At 37.8% G+C, this 13,847-nt stretch carries 24 protein-coding genes; 2 read left to right on the top strand and 22 right to left on the bottom strand.

Translation table 11 applies throughout. From position 1 onward, the window contains the following. Positions 1-4: 4 nt before the first annotated feature. The 17 genes from rpsH to AC1DDK_RS07885 all read right to left on the bottom strand — a co-directional run bounded on the left by rpsH (position 5) and on the right by AC1DDK_RS07885 (position 8,361). Entirely contained in the window at positions 5-403 is a 399-nt protein-coding gene (gene rpsH / locus AC1DDK_RS07805) for a 30S ribosomal protein S8 (RefSeq protein ID WP_048907435.1), read from the bottom strand. Positions 404-515: 112 nt separating this feature from the next. Then, the gene (gene rpsN / locus AC1DDK_RS07810) at positions 516-785 is read right to left on the bottom strand and encodes a 30S ribosomal protein S14 (RefSeq protein WP_048907436.1); all 270 of its coding nucleotides are present in this window, start codon (positions 783-785) and stop codon (positions 516-518) included. After that, a complete protein-coding gene (gene rplE / locus AC1DDK_RS07815; protein WP_288882897.1) occupies positions 785-1,351 on the bottom strand; it encodes a 50S ribosomal protein L5 in 567 nt (188 codons plus the stop codon). The genes rpsN and rplE overlap by 1 nt, the downstream gene beginning before the upstream one ends. Then, positions 1,351-1,689 (bottom strand): 50S ribosomal protein L24, encoded by a 339-nt coding sequence (gene rplX / locus AC1DDK_RS07820; RefSeq protein WP_048907438.1) that lies wholly within the window; start codon positions 1,687-1,689, stop codon positions 1,351-1,353. The genes rplE and rplX overlap by 1 nt, the downstream gene beginning before the upstream one ends. A gap of 1 nt (position 1,690) precedes the next feature. Continuing rightward, complete coding sequence (rplN, locus tag AC1DDK_RS07825) at positions 1,691-2,059, bottom strand: 50S ribosomal protein L14 (protein WP_008244575.1); 369 nt, start codon at positions 2,057-2,059, stop codon at positions 1,691-1,693. A gap of 1 nt (position 2,060) precedes the next feature. Continuing rightward, a complete protein-coding gene (gene rpsQ, locus AC1DDK_RS07830; protein WP_048907439.1) occupies positions 2,061-2,315 on the bottom strand; it encodes a 30S ribosomal protein S17 in 255 nt (84 codons plus the stop codon). 13 nt (positions 2,316-2,328) lie between these two features. After that, positions 2,329-2,538: a 50S ribosomal protein L29 gene (gene rpmC, locus AC1DDK_RS07835; protein WP_172661515.1), complete on the bottom strand. Its 210-nt coding sequence runs from the start codon at positions 2,536-2,538 to the stop codon at positions 2,329-2,331. A 74-nt stretch (positions 2,539-2,612) separates the two neighbouring features. Then, a complete protein-coding gene (rplP, locus tag AC1DDK_RS07840; RefSeq protein ID WP_008244578.1) occupies positions 2,613-3,035 on the bottom strand; it encodes a 50S ribosomal protein L16 in 423 nt (140 codons plus the stop codon). Positions 3,036-3,073: 38 nt separating this feature from the next. Next, positions 3,074-3,922 (bottom strand): 30S ribosomal protein S3, encoded by an 849-nt coding sequence (gene rpsC / locus AC1DDK_RS07845; protein ID WP_048907442.1) that lies wholly within the window; start codon positions 3,920-3,922, stop codon positions 3,074-3,076. Between the two features lie 5 nt (positions 3,923-3,927). Beyond that, positions 3,928-4,290: a 50S ribosomal protein L22 gene (gene rplV / locus AC1DDK_RS07850; RefSeq protein WP_037442604.1), complete on the bottom strand. Its 363-nt coding sequence runs from the start codon at positions 4,288-4,290 to the stop codon at positions 3,928-3,930. 7 nt (positions 4,291-4,297) lie between these two features. Continuing rightward, positions 4,298-4,564, bottom strand: a complete 267-nt coding sequence (gene rpsS / locus AC1DDK_RS07855; protein ID WP_008244581.1) for a 30S ribosomal protein S19 — start codon at positions 4,562-4,564, stop codon at positions 4,298-4,300. Continuing rightward, positions 4,564-5,388, bottom strand: coding sequence for a 50S ribosomal protein L2 (gene rplB / locus AC1DDK_RS07860; RefSeq protein ID WP_048907443.1), 825 nt, complete (start codon positions 5,386-5,388; stop codon positions 4,564-4,566). Before rplB ends, rpsS begins: the two co-directional genes overlap by 1 nt. 23 nt (positions 5,389-5,411) lie before the next feature. Then, positions 5,412-5,702 (bottom strand): 50S ribosomal protein L23, encoded by a 291-nt coding sequence (rplW, locus tag AC1DDK_RS07865; protein WP_172661516.1) that lies wholly within the window; start codon positions 5,700-5,702, stop codon positions 5,412-5,414. A 1-nt stretch (position 5,703) separates the two neighbouring features. After that, positions 5,704-6,333 (bottom strand): 50S ribosomal protein L4, encoded by a 630-nt coding sequence (gene rplD / locus AC1DDK_RS07870; RefSeq protein WP_048907445.1) that lies wholly within the window; start codon positions 6,331-6,333, stop codon positions 5,704-5,706. 4 nt (positions 6,334-6,337) lie between these two features. Next, the gene (gene rplC / locus AC1DDK_RS07875) at positions 6,338-6,955 is read right to left on the bottom strand and encodes a 50S ribosomal protein L3 (RefSeq protein ID WP_048907446.1); all 618 of its coding nucleotides are present in this window, start codon (positions 6,953-6,955) and stop codon (positions 6,338-6,340) included. Positions 6,956-7,135: 180 nt separating this feature from the next. Then, the gene (locus AC1DDK_RS07880; RefSeq protein WP_337717214.1) at positions 7,136-7,528 is read right to left on the bottom strand and encodes a DUF1634 domain-containing protein; all 393 of its coding nucleotides are present in this window, start codon (positions 7,526-7,528) and stop codon (positions 7,136-7,138) included. Then, positions 7,525-8,361, bottom strand: a complete 837-nt coding sequence (locus AC1DDK_RS07885; RefSeq protein WP_172661518.1) for a sulfite exporter TauE/SafE family protein — start codon at positions 8,359-8,361, stop codon at positions 7,525-7,527. Before AC1DDK_RS07885 ends, AC1DDK_RS07880 begins: the two co-directional genes overlap by 4 nt. Positions 8,362-8,491: 130 nt before the next feature. Here AC1DDK_RS07885 and AC1DDK_RS07890 point away from each other — a divergent pair, with 130 nt between their 5' ends. Then, entirely contained in the window at positions 8,492-9,100 is a 609-nt protein-coding gene (locus AC1DDK_RS07890; protein ID WP_172661519.1) for a hypothetical protein, read from the top strand. 74 nt (positions 9,101-9,174) lie between these two features. Here AC1DDK_RS07890 and rpsJ read toward each other — a convergent pair whose 3' ends face one another. The 5 genes from rpsJ to AC1DDK_RS07915 all read right to left on the bottom strand — a co-directional run bounded on the left by rpsJ (position 9,175) and on the right by AC1DDK_RS07915 (position 13,110). Beyond that, entirely contained in the window at positions 9,175-9,480 is a 306-nt protein-coding gene (gene rpsJ, locus AC1DDK_RS07895; protein ID WP_008244591.1) for a 30S ribosomal protein S10, read from the bottom strand. Between the two features lie 59 nt (positions 9,481-9,539). Continuing rightward, a complete protein-coding gene (gene fusA, locus AC1DDK_RS07900) occupies positions 9,540-11,654 on the bottom strand; it encodes an elongation factor G (RefSeq protein ID WP_048907450.1) in 2,115 nt (704 codons plus the stop codon). A 17-nt stretch (positions 11,655-11,671) separates the two neighbouring features. Further along, positions 11,672-12,139: a 30S ribosomal protein S7 gene (gene rpsG / locus AC1DDK_RS07905; RefSeq protein WP_048907451.1), complete on the bottom strand. Its 468-nt coding sequence runs from the start codon at positions 12,137-12,139 to the stop codon at positions 11,672-11,674. A gap of 16 nt (positions 12,140-12,155) precedes the next feature. Further along, entirely contained in the window at positions 12,156-12,569 is a 414-nt protein-coding gene (rpsL, locus tag AC1DDK_RS07910) for a 30S ribosomal protein S12 (RefSeq protein ID WP_008244597.1), read from the bottom strand. A gap of 283 nt (positions 12,570-12,852) precedes the next feature. Further along, entirely contained in the window at positions 12,853-13,110 is a 258-nt protein-coding gene (locus AC1DDK_RS07915) for a VF530 family protein (protein WP_394367893.1), read from the bottom strand. Positions 13,111-13,122: 12 nt separating this feature from the next. On the opposite strand from AC1DDK_RS07915, the gene AC1DDK_RS07920 reads away from it, so the two are divergent. After that, the gene (locus AC1DDK_RS07920; protein WP_288882859.1) at positions 13,123-13,764 is read left to right on the top strand and encodes a hypothetical protein; all 642 of its coding nucleotides are present in this window, start codon (positions 13,123-13,125) and stop codon (positions 13,762-13,764) included. Positions 13,765-13,847 lie beyond the last annotated feature (83 nt).

Raw genomic sequence — 13,847 nt, forward strand, 5'->3', positions numbered from 1 at the left:
TTAATTAATAAACGTGACACAAAACTTCGCCACCAATGTTTAGTTTAGCAGCTTCTTTATCAGTCATAACACCCTTAGATGTAGATAAGATCGCGATACCTAAACCGTTTAATACTCTTGGCATATTCTCTACGCCAGCATATTGCCTTAAACCTGGTTTACTGATACGTACTAATGTACGGATTGCAGGTATTTTCGTAATAGCGTTATATTTTAAAGCTATCTTGATTGTACCTTGAGCAGTAGTATCCTCAAATTTGTAATTGGCAATGTAACCTTTATCAAAAAGTACTTTAGTAATTTCCTTTTTAAGGTTTGATGCAGGAATCTCTACAATTCTGTGATTTGCCTTGATGGCATTTCTTACCCTTGTAAGATAATCTGCTATTGGATCTGTATTCATTTTTTATATAGTTGTGATAGTGGTTTCCTTCCTGACCTATTCGGGACGACCTGCCATCGGTTAATATTTATTTTCTACTCAAGGAAAATACCTTAAGTACAAAGAAGCTGTGTTACCAGCTTGCTTTTCTAACTCCAGGTATTTTACCTGCTAAAGCCATATCGCGGAAAAGTACCCTTGATATACCGAAAGTACGCATATAACCACGAGGACGTCCAGTCAATTTACAACGATTGTGTAAACGTACAGCAGATGAGTTTTTTGGTAACTTATCTAATCCTTCATAATCACCAGCAGCTTTAAGTTCAGCACGTTTGTCTGCATACTTAGCTACTAATTTCTGGCGCTTAACTTCGCGAGCTTTTACTCCTTCTTTTGCCATTATAGATTTGTATTTTGATTTTTAAACGGTAATCCAAATTGTTTTAAAAGTTCCAATGCTTCAACATCAGTAGTAGCAGTAGTTACAAAAGTAATGTCCATACCTAAAATCTTGCTGATTTTGTCGATGTTGATCTCTGGGAAGATGATTTGTTCGGTAATACCTAAAGTATAGTTACCTTTTCCATCAAAACCTTTATCATTGATACCTTTGAAATCACGGATACGTGGCAAAGCTACGGAAATTAAACGATCTAAAAACTCATACATGTTATTATCACGCAAAGTAACACGTACACCTACTGGCATACCTTTACGCAATTTAAAGTTTGAGATATCTTTTTTAGATTTTGCTCCAACTGCCTGCTGACCAGAGATAGTAGTCATCTCCAAAATAGAGCTGTCCATTATTTTCTTATCAGTTACAGAGAAACGCCCAACACCTTGGTTAATAGCGATTTTCTCTAACTTAGGAACTTGCATAACGCTTTTATAATTGAACTTATCTTTAAGTGCAGTTACAATTTCCTCTTTATATTTACTTTTTAATCTTGGTACGTAAGCCATTATTTGATCTCCTCTCCTGATTTTTTACTAACCCTAACTAATTTCCCATCAGCATTAAGCTTTCTGCCAACGCGTGTTATGTCACCTGATTTAGGATCTATTAACGCAACGTTAGAAATATGAAGAGCAGCTTCTTTTTTAATGATACCACCATTTGGGGTAGCAGCATTTGGTTTTGTATGTTTTGATACAAGGTTAACACCTTCTACAAGGATTCTGCTTTTAGTAATTAATACTGAAAGAACTTTACCTTGTTGGCCTTTTGAATCGCCAGCTATAACCTTTACTAAATCTCCTTTACGGATTTTTACTTTTGGTGTAGTTACTTTATTTTTCATTTTATAATACCTCCGGTGCTAATGATACAATTTTCATGAATTGTTTTTCACGCAGTTCTCTTGCTACCGGGCCAAAAATACGTGTACCACGCGGCTCATCTTGTGCATTTAATAATACTGCTGCATTGTCGTCGAAACGGATGTAAGAACCATCTTTACGTCTGATCTCTTTCTTTGTTCTTACAACAACTGCTTTAGAAACGGTTCCTTTCTTGATGTTTCCAGAAGGCAATGCACTTTTAACGGTAACAACGATTTTGTCACCAATAGAAGCATATCTTTTTCCAGTACCACCAAGGACACGGATAACCAATACTTCTTTTGCGCCGCTATTGTCGGCTACGTTTAATCTTGATTCCTGTTGTACCATGTTATTTAGCCCTTTCTAAAATTTCCACTAATCTCCAGTTCTTGTTTTTACTCAGCGGACGAGTCTCCATGATCAGTACTGTATCACCAATACCGCAATCGTTTTTCTCGTCATGAGCCATAAATTTGGTAGTTTTCTTAACAAACTTACCATAGATCGGGTGTTTCACTTTACGTTCTACCGCTACAACAATAGATTTATCCATCTTGTTGCTTACCACTAACCCGGTTCTTGTTTTTCTTAATTGTCTTTCCATTTCGACTCTAAAGTTATTTAGTTTCACTAGCTGACTGAGCTTTACGCTTAGTCACTTCAGTATTTAATCGGGCGATATCTCTTCTTACCTTTTTAATGCGGGTAGGATTCTCTATAGCCGAAATTGTATGCGCAAATTTTAACTTTACTAAGTTTTCTTTTTCTTCTGCAATCCTGACTACTAGTTCTTCTTGTGAAAGCCCTGTGATTTCTGAGTTCTTCATTTTATTAATTTTTATGTTGTGGGCCTAGCGGTTGTAATAACAAGTTACTTACAACATTCAACCCATAACTTTTCTTATGCCTCTACGTAATCTCTACGTACTACAAATTTTGTTTGGATCGGTAATTTTTGAGCTGCCAATCTCATAGCTTCTTTAGCAATTTCTAAAGGAACTCCTTCGGCTTCAAAAATAATACGTCCTGGTCTAACTACGGCTACCCAGTATTCCGGAGCACCCTTACCTTTACCCATACGTACTTCGGCTGGTTTCTTAGTTACCGGTTTGTCCGGGAATATTCTAATCCAAACCTGACCTTCACGTTTCATGAAACGAGTCACGGCAATACGGGCTGCCTCTATCTGACGACTGGTAATCCATGTCGACTCTAAAGATTTAATCCCGAAAGATCCGAATGACAATTCAGCACCACGAGTTGCTAAACCTTTCATTCTGCCCTTTTGCATCTTTCTGAACTTCGTTCTTTTTGGCTGTAACATTTTATCTTAATATTATCGTTAAACGATCTGTTAACTAATTATTTACGAGGACCTCTATTCTGAGTATTTCCGCCTCTATTATCTCTTCCTGCACCAGGACCGCCTTGACCAGGACCTCTTCCGCCACGACCTTTGTCGTTTCTTCTGTCGCCACCGCCACGGTTATCTCTGTCTCTACCACCACCTGCAAAAGCACCTTCTGGTCTTCCACCTTTGCCTGGAGCATTGCTCGTAGCACCGATGTTTGGAGAAAGATCACGTTTACCGTAAACTTCACCTTTACAGATCCATACTTTAACACCTATTTTACCATAAGTAGTTAAAGCTTCTGCTAATGCATAATCAATGTCTGCACGGAAAGTATGCAAAGGAATTCTTCCTTCTTTATACTGTTCGCTACGAGCCATCTCAGCACCACCTAAACGACCAGAGGTCATAATTTTGATACCTTCAGCACCCATACGCATTGTTGATGCGATAGTAGACTTCATTGCTCTACGGAATGAAATCCTTGCTTCTAATTGTTTTGCAACACCTTCTGCTACTAATTGTGCATCAAGCTCAGGACGTTTAATTTCAAAGATGTTGATCTGAATTTCCTTCTTAGTCAATTTTTTCAACTCTTCTTTGATCTTGTCAACTTCCTGTCCTGCTTTACCGATCACAATCCCCGGACGAGCTGTATGAATAGTAACAGTGATACGTTTCAACGTACGCTCTATTACCACTTTAGCTACACCGCCTTTTGCAATACGTGCAGAAAGGTATTTTCTTATTTTTTCGTCCTCAACTAATTTATCAGCATAGTTGTTGCCACCGAACCAGTTAGAATCCCAACCTTTGATGATTCCTAACCTGTTACCTATTGGATGTGCTTTTTGTCCCATTTCTGTTAATTAGTTTGAGTTTCAACGTTTTTACTATCTACTATCAAAGTTACGTGGTTTGAACGTTTACGTATTCTGTAACCGCGTCCTTGAGGTGCTGGTCTTAATCTTTTTAACTGACGACCACCGCCTACCATTATCGTTTTCACGTATAATTGGTTTTCTTCAGGGCGAGAACCTTCATTTTTAGTTTCCCAGTTTTTGATAGCCGATAATAATAGTTTCTCAACTCTTATTGCTGCTTCTTTATTGGTAAACTTTAAAATATGTAAAGCTTTCTCAACACGCTCACCTCTGATAAGATCTACAACCAAACGCATTTTACGTGGTGAGGTTGGACAATTGTTTAATTTCGCTACTGCTTCCATCTCTTAATTATTTTTTCTTTTCAGAGTGACCCCTAAATGTTCTGGTTGGAGCAAACTCTCCCAGCTTATGACCAACCATGTTTTCTGTTACGTATACCGGTATAAATTTATTACCGTTGTGTACTGCAAATGTATGACCCACAAAATCTGGTGAAATCATTGATCTGCGTGACCAAGTTTTAATTACAGACTTCTTGCCTGAATCATTCATAGATACTACTTTCTTCTCTACGTTATGGTCAATATAAGGTCCTTTTTTTATCGAACGAGCCATTATTTCTTCCTTTTCTCTATGATGAAACGATTTGAGTATTTTTTAAGTGTACGGGTTTTGAAGCCTTTAGCATACATACCGTTCCTTGAGCGAGGCTGACCTCCTGATGAGCGACCCTCACCACCACCCATAGGGTGATCGACTGGGTTCATCGCTACTGGACGTGTTCTTGGACGACGTCCCAACCAGCGGCTGCGACCTGCTTTACCTAATACCTCATTTGCATGATCTGAATTGGAAACTGCTCCTATTGTAGCCAAACATGCAGTCAAGATTAATCTTGTCTCACCTGAAGGCATTTTCAATGTAGCATATTTACCATCACGAGCTGCTAATTGTGCATAAGCACCTGCACTACGTGCTAACTGTGCTCCACGGCCTGGATGAATCTCTACATTGTGCACAATAGATCCCAAAGGAATATTGGCCAATTTAAGAGTGTTTCCTACCTCTGGAGTAGCTGTTTCTCCCGAAACTACTGTTTGTCCTACTTGCAACCCTTCAGGTGCAATAATGTAACGCTTCTCGCCGTCTGCATAATGTAATAGTGCAATACGTGCGGTACGGTTTGGATCGTATTCAACAGTAGCTACTGTTGCAGGAATATCAAATTTCTCACGTTTAAAGTCAATCAAACGATAAGATTTTTTGTGACCACCACCCATGTAGCGCATAGTCATCTTTCCTGTATTGTTACGTCCTCCCGATTTCTTAGAAGATACAACCAATGATTTTTCGGGCTTGGTTGCTGTAATCTCCGTAAAACTGGCACCAACTCTAAAGCGGGTTCCCGGAGTAACTGGTTTAAATTTTCTTAAGCCCATAGTTATAAATAATTCAATTCTTATTAAATATTCGCGTAATAATCTATTGTTTCACCTGCTTTCAAGGTTACAATAGCTTTTTTATATTTCGGGGTACGACCACTAACTAATCCACCTTTAGTATTTCTAGATTTAAGTTTACCATTTACTACCATTGTATTGATAGCTAAAATGTTAACACCATACATCTTTTCAATAACTTGCTTAATCTGCAATTTATTTGCTTTATGATCTACTTGAAAAGTAAAGCGGTTAGATTTTTCTGTTAATGCCGAAGCTTTTTCTGTTAATATTGGTTTTCTTAAAAGTTCCATATTACTTGGCAAATGCCTCCTCCAATGTTTTAAGAGATTCAGTCGTCAACAAAAGCTTACCGCAATTTAATACATCATAAGTATTCAATTGATCTGCAGTAATAACTTTAGCTTTCTGAATGTTTCTGCTTGATAAATAGATATTGTTATTTTGTGAAGGTAAAACCAACAATGTCTTTTCGCCAGCTAAATTTAATGCGCTAACTAAGTTCAAGTAGTTTTTAGTTTTGATTGAATCAAAAGTGAAACCTTCTAAAACCACAACACTTTGATCTTGTGCTTTGTATGATAATGCAGACTTACGAGCCAACACTTTCAGTTTCTTATTCAATTTAAAACTATAATCGCGTGGTTGAGGACCAAATACACGACCACCACCATTAAACAATGGAGATTTAATACTTCCGGCACGAGCACCACCAGTACCTTTTTGTTTATATAATTTACGGGTTGAACCTGCAATCTCATTACGTTGTTTAGACTTGTGAGTACCTTGACGTTGATTAGCCAAATACTGTTTAACATCTAAATAAATTGCGTGGTCAACAGGCGTTATGCCAAATACCGACTCAGGAAGCTGCACCTTGGCACCTGTCTCTTTTCCTGAAATGTTTAATACTTTAACTTCCATCTGCTTACTTATCTAAGATTACGTAAGAACCCTTAGCTCCTGGTACGGAACCACTAACTACAACTAGATTTTGATCAGCATAAACTTTCAAAACTTGTAAGTTCTGAACTTTTACTCTATCTCCACCCATTCTTCCCGCCATACGCATGCCTTTAAATACACGTGAAGGATAAGAAGCAGCACCTAATGAACCTGGCGCACGCATTCTGTTATGCTGTCCGTGAGTTTGACCACCAACACCGCCGAAACCATGGCGTTTAACAACACCTTGGAAACCTTTACCTTTTGATGTACCAACTACATCCACAAAATCTCCTTCGTTAAAGATGTTTACCGTTACAGTATCACCTAAATTTAACGATTCTTCAAATGGCTCAAATTCAACCAATTTACGTTTTGGAGTGGTGTTTGCTTTCGCAAAGTGCCCTTTTAGAGGCTGAGTGGTGTTTTTTTCTTTAGCTTCGTCGAAACTCAACTGAACTGAAACGTAACCGTCTTTTTCTTCGGTCTTTACCTGTGTAACTACACAAGGCCCAGCTTCGATCACCGTACAAGGAATATTCTTTCCCTCGGCGTCGAAAATGCTGGTCATTCCTACTTTTTTTCCAATAATACCTGACATTTTCTATTTTAATTTAACACCCATCGAAGCAGTAGGGCTTCGTTCAAGGTGGATACACATCCCTATTAAGGGAGGGCAAAAATAAGAAAGAAATCTTAATTTTCAAATAGTTAGCTCATTATTTTTTCAAATAAATGCAAAAAAATAATTACATGCGGTAACGTGCAATTAAAACAACATTTACCCAACCAACTTATTACTTAAACTAAATAGAATTACACATAAAACGAATGCTCCAATCAAAACGTATAAATAATCACGCTCAATTAAGAAGCTAAAAATCGAAAAAACCACGCGCATGATTGGTGTAAATATCAGCAAGAGAACTCCAAATTGAATAATAGCACTCCCTTTTAAATGCCCCAATCCTATAAAAATATCTGATACAGTAGAGAAGCCGGCCTTAACAGAATCAAAATGGCTATAGTTTACCATTTCAGAATGATTAAAGGCAAGGTACACCAAACCTCCTATAAAAACCACTGTCATAGAAGCAATTACACCAACCCTAAGTAATGTCCCAAGGATGATCTGAATATCCCTGTCTGCAAAGAAGTTCTTCTCTTCACTCATAATCTACCAGTTAATCCATTATAAATCATTTGCAGCGCCAAAAAAGCAACAACAACAGCAAAGATAATTTTAAGTTTATCTGTTTTAGTCTTTACCAATATTTTCGAGCCAACCGTTGCTCCTGTTAAAACACCTAGTGCCACAGGCATCGCAATTCCCGGATCAATCTGTCCTCTATGTAAATATACGATAGCACTGGCCGCCGCAGTAACCCCCATCATGAAATTACTTGTAGTAGTAGATACCTTAAAAGGGATACGCATTATGTTATCCATTGCAATAACCTTTAGTGCTCCGGAGCCAATTCCAAGCAATCCGGAAATTATACCCGCAACAAACATCATCAAAAAACCACCAATCACATTATGCACTGCATAATTTTGCATACCGTTTTCTGTCGGATAAGTACCGTTCAATTTTAAAAAAACTGCTAATCTCCCCGATGTATCATTATCAGAATGGTCAATTTTTTTCCTTATCATCATTACCGCCGAGAACAACAGAATAAGACCAAAAATTATTGCAATATAGCTGGGGTTAATATATACTGTAACAACTGCACCTATAATTGCGCTTATTGTGGTAGCAATCTCCAGGAACATCCCAATTCGAATATTGGTGATCCCCTCTTTTACATAAGCAGCCGCAGAACCTGACGAGGTAGCTATAACGGAGATAATTGAAGCTCCTATTGCATAGTGAATATCAACACCCAATACCAGGGTCAACAATGGAATGATAATTACCCCTCCCCCCAAGCCGGTAAGAGACCCAACTAATCCGGCCAAGAAAGCTCCCAGCAAGACAATAATTGTAAATAGTAATACCGACATTGCTGCAAATATACTATCTCCAAACAAAACACAATAAAATTAAAATATGAATGTTAAATTAGGGGTGAATCACTTGTGAAACCGCAAACTGAATAAACAACTACCAATATTTAAAAACAAAATACCATCAATGAGAAAAATCTTACTACCAATCATCACTATTCTATTAATTAATTTTACGGCTCAAGCGCAGTTAAAAGCGGATACAAGTAAAATTGATCCCTCTTTAAGGGGGCAGTACCAGCTTCTGCTGTCAAAATCTAAAACCTTAAATGGCTATAAATTAGTAAATCCATCCAGGTTATCGGTATTCTGGCAAAATGTGAGAGATAGTTTAAACACAGATCGCAAACAATTAGTGATAACAAGAAAAAAAATCGAGGATCAAGGAAAAGAGATCTCAGATCTAAAAAAGCAAATTTCTGGCACAGAATCATCACTTGCCAATTCCAATGCTAAGTTAAATGAGATCAGCTTTCTTGGAATAGGTTTTACCAAATCAAACTATAACCTGGTTGTATGGGGCCTAATAATTGCCTTAGGCGCAGCTTTGGCTATTATCATATTAAGATCAGCTAAGCATATCCATGAAGCCAAATACAGAAGCACCTTATATGATGAGATATCACAAGAATATCAAAACTATAAAGTTAAGGCTAATGATAAAGAGAAAAAGCTGGCCAGAGAACTGCAGGATGAACGTAATAAACTGGACGAGCTTAAAAATCGCGGTAAATAAACAATTTGCTGCAATAACAAAAAAGCCCTTGAAAATAAATTTCAAGGGCTTTTTTGTTAACCGTTAAAGTATAGTTATACTTTAATTTCTACTTCAACACCGCTAGGTAATTCAAGTTTCATTAAAGCATCAACTGTTTTAGAGTTAGAGCTATAAATGTCTAACAAACGTTTGTATGCGCATAATTGAAACTGCTCACGTGCTTTTTTGTTCACGTGTGGTGAACGCAAAACTGTGAATATTTTCTTTTCTGTTGGCAACGGAATCGGTCCGCTAACCACTGCACCCGTAGGTTTAACAGTCTTTACGATTTTCTCAGCAGATTTATCTACCAAGTTGTAATCGTAAGATTTTAATTTAATTCTGATTCTTTGGCTCATGGTATTTATTTAATTAAGGCGCCGGTTAGAGCTATTAATAACCGGCTGCCAATTTATTTTTATTCTACAGATTTAATTCTGCCTTTTGATTTAGCAATTACTTCGTCCTGAACGTTTTTCGGAGCTGGCTCGTAGTGATCAAACTCCATTGTAGAGGTTGCACGACCAGAAGTAATAGTACGTAACTGAGTTACATAACCAAACATCTCAGAAAGAGGTACAGTTGCTTTAATTACTTGAGCACCGTTACGTGTATCCATTCCTAAAAGTTGACCACGACGACGGTTCATATCACCGATTACATCTCCCATGTTTTCTTCAGGAGTAAGGATCTCGATTTTCATGATTGGCTCCATCAACACAGGGTTACATTTAGGTAATGCCTCACGATATGCCATTTTAGCTGCAAGTTCAAAAGATAAAGCATCTGAATCGACTGCGTGGAATGAACCATCAATTAAGCGAACTTTCATGTCTGGTAGTGGGTAACCAGCCAATACTCCGTTAGCCATAGATGCAGCAAATCCTTTTTCTACAGATGGGATAAATTCACGAGGAATTGAACCACCAGTAATTTCGTTAACAAACTGCAATCCACCTTTTTCCCAATCAGCATCGATAGGAGAAATAACAACTTGGATGTCCGCAAATTTACCACGACCACCAGATTGTTTTTTATATGTCTCACGATGTTGAACAGTTCCATTAATTGCTTCTTTGTAAGCAACTTGTGGTGCACCTTGATTAACCTCAACTTTGAACTCACGTTTTAAACGATCGATCAAAATATCTAAGTGAAGCTCACCCATACCAGAGATAACAGTCTGGCCAGTTTCCTGATCAGTTTGAACTCTAAAGGTAGGATCCTCTTCAGCTAATTTAGATAAGCCCATACCTAATTTATCAATATCAGCCTGAGTTTTAGGCTCAATTGCTAAACCGATAACCGGCTCTGGGAAATCCATTGATTCAAGAACAATTGGATGTTTCTCATCACAAAGTGTATCACCTGTTTTGATATCTTTAAATCCTACTACCGCAGCAATATCACCAGCACCTACATTAGGAATTGGATTTTGCTTGTTAGCATGCATTTGGAAGATACGAGAAATACGCTCTTTGTTTTCAGAACGTGCATTATAAACGTATGAACCAGCTTCTAGGTTACCTGAATAAACACGGATAAAGCACAAACGACCTACGAAAGGATCCGTTGCAATTTTAAATGCTAAAGCTGCAAAAGGCTCATTAATGTCTGGCTGACGAGTTACTTCCTGACCAGTTTCTGGGTTAGTACCTGTGATACCATCCACATCCATTGGCGAAGGCAATAATTCCATTACCAAATCAAGCATGGTTTGAACACCTTTATTTTTGAAAGATGAACCACACACCATAGGAACGATTTTAGCATCTAAAGTAGCTTTACGCAATGCATCAAGAATCTCACGCTCAGTGATTGAACTTGGATCTTCGAAGAATTTCTCCATCAAAGACTCATCGTAATCAGCAACTGCTTCTAATAAATTCTCTCTCCATTCAGCAACTTCATCAACCATATCTGCAGGAATTGGAACCTCAGTAAAGGTCATACCTTTATCATGCTCATTCCAAACAATACCACGGTTATTGATCAAATCAACAACACCAGTAAAGTTATCTTCAGCACCGATTGGTAACTGCAAAGGAACAGCATGACTGCCCAACATATCTTTAACCTGTTTAACAACTTTTAAGAAGTCAGCTCCAGAACGGTCCATTTTATTAACGAAACCTATACGAGGAACTGCATAGTTGTTAGCTAAACGCCAGTTAGTTTCAGATTGAGGCTCAACACCATCAACTGCTGAAAATAAAAACACCAATCCGTCAAGTACACGCAATGAACGGTTTACCTCTACGGTAAAATCCACGTGTCCAGGAGTATCGATAACGTTTACCTGATATTTATTACCACGGTAAGGCCAGAATACAGTTGTTGCAGCAGACGTGATTGTTATCCCGCGTTCAGCTTCCTGTACCATCCAGTCCATGGTTGATGCACCTTCGTGTACCTCACCAATCTTGTGGTTTACCCCAGCATAATAAAGGATACGCTCTGTTGTTGTAGTTTTACCTGCATCAATGTGAGCTGCGATCCCGATATTTCTAGTAAATTTTAAATCTCTTGACATTATAATAATTTCAAATATTAGAAACGGAAATGTGAGAACGCTTTGTTAGCCTCAGCCATTTTATGCGTATCTTCTTTCTTTTTCACTGCTGCACCTTCACCTTTAGCTGCTGAAACAATTTCACCTGCTAATTTTTCTTTCATGGTTTTTTCACCACGTTTACGAGCGTAAGAAATTAACCATTTCATGCCTAAAGCAATCTTACGGTCTGGTCTTACTTCTGTAGGTACCTGAAAGTTAGCACCACCAACACGGCGTGACTTAACCTCTACTGCAGGCATTACATTTGCTAAAGCACGTTTCCATACTTCTAAACCATTCTCACCAGCTTTTTTCTCAGCTAATTCAACAGCATCATAAAAAATATCATATGCGATAGATTTTTTTCCATCGTACATCATATTATTTACAAATCTCGTCACCTGAACATCGTTAAATTTTGGATCAGGAAGGATAATTCTCTTTTTTGGTTTTGACTTTCTCATTTTTCTTTCCTCCTAATTATTTCTTTTTACCTTTTGTTGGTGCCGCTGCTACTTGTCCTGGCTTAGGACGTTTAGTACCATATTTTGAACGACGTTGGTTACGACCAGCAACTCCTGAAGTATCTAATGCTCCACGGATGATGTGATAACGTACACCTGGTAAATCTTTAACACGTCCACCACGTATCAATACGATTGAGTGCTCCTGTAAATTGTGACCTTCTCCAGGGATGTAAGCGTTAACCTCTTTACCATTGGTTAAACGTACACGTGCAACTTTACGCATTGCTGAGTTTGGTTTTTTAGGGGTAGTGGTATATACACGTGTACATACACCTCTTCGCTGTGGACAGCTGTCCAACGCCGGAGACTTACTCTTGAACTCCAGTGCTACTCTACCTTTTCTAACTAATTGTTGAATGGTTGGCATTGTTCTTTTTTGTTTTTCTTATTTTATGTTTAAAAACTTTACCCCTCAATAAGGGACTGCAAAGGTAAGACAATACATTTTATAAATCAAGGGGTTAACACAAAATTATTCAAACCATAAGATTCACAGAATAAATAATAAGAGTTCTATATGGGGTATTCGGGTTTGGGATGAAAGCAGATTAAGAATTGGTATGGGATCCCTTTGGAAAACAGATACTTTTTTCAGAAGCACCCTCGAACAAACCTCGAAGCAGCATCGAACCTGTCTTAAAGTAATCGCGTTAATGAAAGGTGTTCAAGTATAATTTCTCTACTTTTTTCCTGGCCCAGTCAGTTTTACGTAAAAACTTAAGGCTCGAATTCATAGTAGGATTATTATTAAAACAAGCAATTTTAACAAGAAGACCCAATTCTTCCCAGCCATAGTGCCATACAAGTTGTTTTAGAATAAACTCGAGTGTTTTTCCGTGTAATGGATTATTTTTCTGCTCTTCTATGGCCATGCCACAAAAATAATAAGAATAACTAAATTTGGACATAAATAAAAATATATGAATTTCAAACTAGGAGACTTTGTTCGTTTTGTTGACGAGAATTTAGAAGGGTACATTACCAGAATTATCGACAAAGATACCATCGGTGTTACTGATGCCAATGATTTTGAAATACCGGTTTTGGCATCTAAAGTAACATTAGTACATGGTGAAATTATAGAAAATGACATTGTTACCAACCGCCCTGCCCCTGTTATACCTCAGGCAGAGTTTATAAAAGATGGTGTATTTCTTGCCATCGTAACAGATCAGCACAGTAATTCTGTAGCACACTTTCATATCGTAAATGAAACGTCTTTCCAATTACTTGTTAGTTTAACTACTGAAAAAGGTGGAAATTTTAAAGGTGAGTTCGCAAACATTTTGGCTCCTCATTCAGCTAAAAAAATCTATTCAGATCAACTTGGCGACATACAGATCTGGCCTAAGTTTAATATTGAAGTGTTGTTTCATACAACAGCTAATGTTGAACCTAAACCTCCTATCGTTATAAATAGAAGCATAAAAGGCAAGGATCTTTCTGTTGCTAAAGAAGATATTAGTTTGCTGAAGCAAAAAGGATGGTTAATTCGTCTCGATGAGCCTGAACCATTAATTGATGCTCAAAAGCTGAAAGAAAGTTTTTTCAAAAGCCACTAAATAAAAGTAGCTGCGTCATGCTGCAGCACAAACCGTCATCTCGACGATAGGAAAGATTCTTGAATGAATATAACCAAGAGATC

This window comes from Pedobacter sp. 05T44 (genome assembly GCF_056395985.1).

Excerpts from the sequence above, each read along its gene's own strand:
- rpsH (WP_048907435.1), bottom strand. The coding sequence starts at position 403 with ATGAATACAGATCCAATAGCAGATTATCTTACAAGGGTAAGAAATGCC.
- rpsN (WP_048907436.1), bottom strand. The coding sequence starts at position 785 with ATGGCAAAAGAAGGAGTAAAAGCTCGCGAAGTTAAGCGCCAGAAATTA.
- rplE (WP_288882897.1), bottom strand. The coding sequence starts at position 1,351 with ATGGCTTACGTACCAAGATTAAAAAGTAAATATAAAGAGGAAATTGTA.
- rplX (WP_048907438.1), bottom strand. The coding sequence starts at position 1,689 with ATGAAAAATAAAGTAACTACACCAAAAGTAAAAATCCGTAAAGGAGAT.
- rplN (WP_008244575.1), bottom strand. The coding sequence starts at position 2,059 with ATGGTACAACAGGAATCAAGATTAAACGTAGCCGACAATAGCGGCGCA.
- rpsQ (WP_048907439.1), bottom strand. The coding sequence starts at position 2,315 with ATGGAAAGACAATTAAGAAAAACAAGAACCGGGTTAGTGGTAAGCAAC.
- rpmC (WP_172661515.1), bottom strand. The coding sequence starts at position 2,538 with ATGAAGAACTCAGAAATCACAGGGCTTTCACAAGAAGAACTAGTAGTC.
- rplP (WP_008244578.1), bottom strand. The coding sequence starts at position 3,035 with ATGTTACAGCCAAAAAGAACGAAGTTCAGAAAGATGCAAAAGGGCAGA.
- rpsC (WP_048907442.1), bottom strand. The coding sequence starts at position 3,922 with ATGGGACAAAAAGCACATCCAATAGGTAACAGGTTAGGAATCATCAAA.
- rplV (WP_037442604.1), bottom strand. The coding sequence starts at position 4,290 with ATGGAAGCAGTAGCGAAATTAAACAATTGTCCAACCTCACCACGTAAA.
- rpsS (WP_008244581.1), bottom strand. The coding sequence starts at position 4,564 with ATGGCTCGTTCGATAAAAAAAGGACCTTATATTGACCATAACGTAGAG.
- rplB (WP_048907443.1), bottom strand. The coding sequence starts at position 5,388 with ATGGGCTTAAGAAAATTTAAACCAGTTACTCCGGGAACCCGCTTTAGA.
- rplW (WP_172661516.1), bottom strand. The coding sequence starts at position 5,702 with ATGGAACTTTTAAGAAAACCAATATTAACAGAAAAAGCTTCGGCATTA.
- rplD (WP_048907445.1), bottom strand. The coding sequence starts at position 6,333 with ATGGAAGTTAAAGTATTAAACATTTCAGGAAAAGAGACAGGTGCCAAG.
- rplC (WP_048907446.1), bottom strand. The coding sequence starts at position 6,955 with ATGTCAGGTATTATTGGAAAAAAAGTAGGAATGACCAGCATTTTCGAC.
- AC1DDK_RS07880 (WP_337717214.1), bottom strand. The coding sequence starts at position 7,528 with ATGAGTGAAGAGAAGAACTTCTTTGCAGACAGGGATATTCAGATCATC.
- AC1DDK_RS07885 (WP_172661518.1), bottom strand. The coding sequence starts at position 8,361 with ATGTCGGTATTACTATTTACAATTATTGTCTTGCTGGGAGCTTTCTTG.
- AC1DDK_RS07890 (WP_172661519.1), top strand. The coding sequence starts at position 8,492 with ATGAGAAAAATCTTACTACCAATCATCACTATTCTATTAATTAATTTT.
- rpsJ (WP_008244591.1), bottom strand. The coding sequence starts at position 9,480 with ATGAGCCAAAGAATCAGAATTAAATTAAAATCTTACGATTACAACTTG.
- fusA (WP_048907450.1), bottom strand. The coding sequence starts at position 11,654 with ATGTCAAGAGATTTAAAATTTACTAGAAATATCGGGATCGCAGCTCAC.
- rpsG (WP_048907451.1), bottom strand. The coding sequence starts at position 12,139 with ATGAGAAAGTCAAAACCAAAAAAGAGAATTATCCTTCCTGATCCAAAA.
- rpsL (WP_008244597.1), bottom strand. The coding sequence starts at position 12,569 with ATGCCAACCATTCAACAATTAGTTAGAAAAGGTAGAGTAGCACTGGAG.
- AC1DDK_RS07915 (WP_394367893.1), bottom strand. The coding sequence starts at position 13,110 with ATGTCCAAATTTAGTTATTCTTATTATTTTTGTGGCATGGCCATAGAA.
- AC1DDK_RS07920 (WP_288882859.1), top strand. The coding sequence starts at position 13,123 with ATGAATTTCAAACTAGGAGACTTTGTTCGTTTTGTTGACGAGAATTTA.